Source organism: Pseudomonas sp. SED1 (assembly GCF_034044025.1).
Taxonomy (GTDB): Bacteria; Pseudomonadota; Gammaproteobacteria; order Pseudomonadales; family Pseudomonadaceae; genus Aquipseudomonas.
The window spans coordinates 1-3,345 of the sequence record NZ_JAXCIS010000171.1 but is presented as its reverse complement, the minus strand read 5'-3'; the positions used below and the strand labels follow the sequence as shown (position 1 = coordinate 3,345).

The 3,345-nt window shown below is 60.6% G+C and carries 4 protein-coding genes; 1 reads left to right on the top strand and 3 read right to left on the bottom strand.

Annotation, left to right across the window (positions count from 1 at the left end; translation table 11 throughout):
- Positions 1-164: 164 nt before the first annotated feature.
- Genes SNL23_RS21735 through SNL23_RS21725 form a run of 3 tightly spaced genes read right to left on the bottom strand, consistent with a single transcriptional unit; the run spans position 165 to position 2,696 of the window.
- Positions 165-878 carry an ABC transporter ATP-binding protein gene (locus SNL23_RS21735; protein WP_318303466.1) on the bottom strand — a complete coding sequence of 238 codons (714 nt, stop codon included), beginning with the start codon at positions 876-878 and terminating at the stop codon, positions 165-167.
- A 2-nt stretch (positions 879-880) separates the two neighbouring features.
- Positions 881-1,714: an ABC transporter permease gene (locus SNL23_RS21730; RefSeq protein ID WP_318303465.1), complete on the bottom strand. Its 834-nt coding sequence runs from the start codon at positions 1,712-1,714 to the stop codon at positions 881-883.
- Between the two features lie 10 nt (positions 1,715-1,724).
- Positions 1,725-2,696, bottom strand: a complete 972-nt coding sequence (locus tag SNL23_RS21725; RefSeq protein WP_076013366.1) for an aliphatic sulfonate ABC transporter substrate-binding protein — start codon at positions 2,694-2,696, stop codon at positions 1,725-1,727.
- A gap of 413 nt (positions 2,697-3,109) precedes the next feature.
- Here SNL23_RS21725 and SNL23_RS21720 point away from each other — a divergent pair, with 413 nt between their 5' ends.
- Entirely contained in the window at positions 3,110-3,325 is a 216-nt protein-coding gene (locus SNL23_RS21720; protein ID WP_003217010.1) for a TOBE domain-containing protein, read from the top strand.
- Positions 3,326-3,345: the final 20 nt, after the last annotated feature.

The window sequence follows — 3,345 nt, the reverse complement described above, 5'->3', positions numbered from 1 at the left end:
AGGCGAGGTGCCGAGTGGTGGGGCAAGAGCGTTTTGCTTACTTTTGCGCTTTTCAAAAGTGAGCCGCTGTAAGAGCGGAACCCATACAAGCCATCACCCAAACAACGGATATGCCCCCCAGCCTGACTTAGCCCCAACACAAATCCAGCGGATCAGTGCATTGGTCAGATCACATGCGCCCGCTGCAACTCAGTCAGCGCCAGTGCCTTGAGCCGTGCCAACAGCGGATCCCGCCGATCCCGCGGATGCACCAGCTCCACCGCCAGCTCCTGGCGAATACGGCTCGGCCGGTTATCCATCACCAATACCCGGTCACTCAGGTACAACGCCTCGTCCACATCGTGAGTCACCAGCAGCAGGGCGATCCCATGATGCTCAGCCAATTGCAGCAGCAAATCCTGCAGCTTCATGCGGGTAAACGCATCCACCGCGCTGAACGGCTCGTCCAGCAACAGCACCTGCGGTCGCGAATACAGCCCGCGAGCGATCGCCACCCGCTGCGCCATCCCGCCCGACAACGCCTTGGGCAACGCCCGGCCAAACCCCGTAAGCCCCACCTCATCAATCAACTGAGCGACCCAGGCCTTGTCATAGCCATCGTCATCGCTGAAGCCGATGTTTTGCTCCACCGTCAGCCAGGGCATCAGGCGCGGCTCCTGAAAGACAAATGCAACCTCACCACCGCCTTGCAGCAGTTCCCCCTGATAGTCCTTTTCCAGCCCGGCGACGATCCGCAGCAACGTGCTCTTGCCACAGCCGCTGGGGCCCAGCAAGCTCACCGTTTCCCGGGGTTGCAGGGCCAAGTGGACGTTGGTCAGTACGGTGGTCGCGCCGAAGCTCTTACGCTCGACGCGAATATCTAATAGCGCTTCACTCATGTTCAATGCTCCGGACCTTGGCCGTTGAAGGTGTCGCGCCAGGCCAGGCAGCGTTTTTCCAGGGCAGCCAACAGGCCGTCACTGATCTTGCCCAGCAAGGCCAGCACGATGATCGCCGCCAGCACGATGTCAGGCCGTGAGGTTTCCCGACCATCGCTAAGCAGGTAACCCAGGCCCTTGGTGGCGGCGATCAACTCGGCCGCTACCAGGAACATCCACGCCAGGCTCAAGCCGCTGCGCAGGCCGGTGAACAAACCGGGCAGCGCGGCGGGCAAGAGGATGCGACGCACAAGGCGCGTACGGCTGAAGCCATACATCTGCCCGACTTCCACCAGCTTGCGGTCGATGTCGCGTATCGCCGCAACGCCATTGAGGTACACCGGGAAGAACGCGCCGATGGCAATCAACACGATCTTCGAGGTCTCATCAATGCCCAGCCACAGCAGCAACAGCGGCACCCAGGCCAGGCTCGGGATCGAGCGCAGGCCGGCGAAGGTCGGTTCCAGGTACGCCTCAGCCTCGCGGCTCAAGCCGACCCAGGCGGCAAACACCAACGCCAGGCTGGCACCAATGGCGAACCCCAGCAGCACCCGCAACAGGCTGGCGCTGATGTGTTTCCACAGCGCGCCTTCGGCGAGGTCGGTGAGGGTCACGGCGATCTCGCTGGGGGCCGGCATCTGGTAGGACGGCAGCCAGCCAATGCGCACCACCACCTCGAGGATCACCAGGATCAGCACCGGCAACGCCAGGCCCTTGAGCCGCCGTGGCCATGCGCTGCGTTGCACGGTGATGCCGGGCGCAAGCGCGACGGGCAGGGTTTCGCTTTTGCTGCTCATGACGCTCCCCTTATGGACGAGGCAAGGCCTGGCCGAAGCTTGGGTCGATCAACTGGTCGATCACCTGATCAACATTCACCCCACGGCGCACCAGTTCTTCCGACACCAAAATCGGCGCGGCGGCCTTGGACGACACCACGTCCTGTGCGGTCAGCAACGGGCTGCTCAGGTCGGTGCGCGACAGTTGCAGCTTGGCCACGTCCAGCGGCAGGCCGGACTCGTCAGCCAGCAGCTTGGCGAATTCGTCAGGGTGCTTGACCGCCCAGTTGCGGGCTTTTTCATAGGCGCCAAGTACTTTGGCGATGGTCTGTGGATGCTCCTTGGCGTACTTATCGGTCACGCTGACCACGCCGTAGCTGTTGAAGTCCTTGTTGCGGTACAGCAGGCGCGAACCGGCCTGGATTTCGCTGGCGGCCATGTGCGGGTCGAGACCGGCCCAGGCATCCACATCACCTTTCTCCAGGGCGGTACGGCCGTCCGGGTGTTGCAGGTGCACTAGTTCCACGTCGTCCTTGCTCAGGCCGGCTTTTTGCAGGCTGCGCAGGGTGAACAGGTACGGGTCGGTGCCCTTGGTGGCGGCGATTTTCTTGCCCTTGAGGTCGCTGACGCTCTTGAAGGTCGAATCCTTGCGTACCACCAGTGCGGTCCACTCGGCGCGGCTGTAGACGTACACCGACTTGATCGGGCTGCCATTCGCCCGGCTGAGCACAGCCGACAGGCTGGCGGACGAGGCGAAGTCGACGCCGCCGCTGTTAAGGTATTCCAGCGAGCGGTTGCTGCCCTGGCTCAACACCCAGCCGACCTTGGTGTTTGGCAGTGCTTCTTCGAGCCAGCCGAAGTGCTTGAGCACCAGGCTTACCGGGGAGTAATAGGCGTAGTCCAGATTGACTTGCGCAGGCTCGGTTTCCGCCGCATGGGCCTGGGGTTGCAGGCTGAAGGCGAGGGCGCAGGCGCCCAGCAGGGTGTTGACGAAGGGTTTCATGGAACAGCTCCGGACAAGGCGGGAAAGAGAAGGCTTTTCTTATATTCGGAAAATTCATATGGCATGTTCCATCATGCGTTATAGGAATATGCAGTCTCTGTGCCAGCGTCTTTCGTGGTGCCGGGCAACACCCCACGTAGCAGCCGTCTAGCCCAAGCGAGGCTGCGTTCGCGATGTATCAGACAGACCGCTGACGCAGCCTCGCTTAGGCTCGACAGCTGGTACGTGGGGGAGTGGTTGGGAGTGGGGAGGCGGGCACTTTGTTGAATCACTGTTGGCTGCGCAACAGCTTGCATATGTTTTTATGGAATAAATAAAGAGTTATATATTCCTTTTGTTGGTTTCACGAATAGGGCACTTTGAGTGCCTGCGCATTCGTGCGGATTGACCCAACAGACCAAAGGAAAGCCGACATGACCATTAAAGCGATCAACGTGCGCAACCAGTTCAAAGGCGTGATCAAGGAAATCCTGATCGGTGAAGTGGTGTCCGAGATCGACGTGCAAACCGCGTCGGGGATCGTGACGTCGGTGATTACCACCCGCTCGGTGCGTGACCTGGAATTGAAAGTGGGCAGTGAAGTGATTGCCTTTGTGAAGTCGACTGAAGTCTCAATCGCCAAGTTGTAAACCTGAGTCCAGTTGTGAAC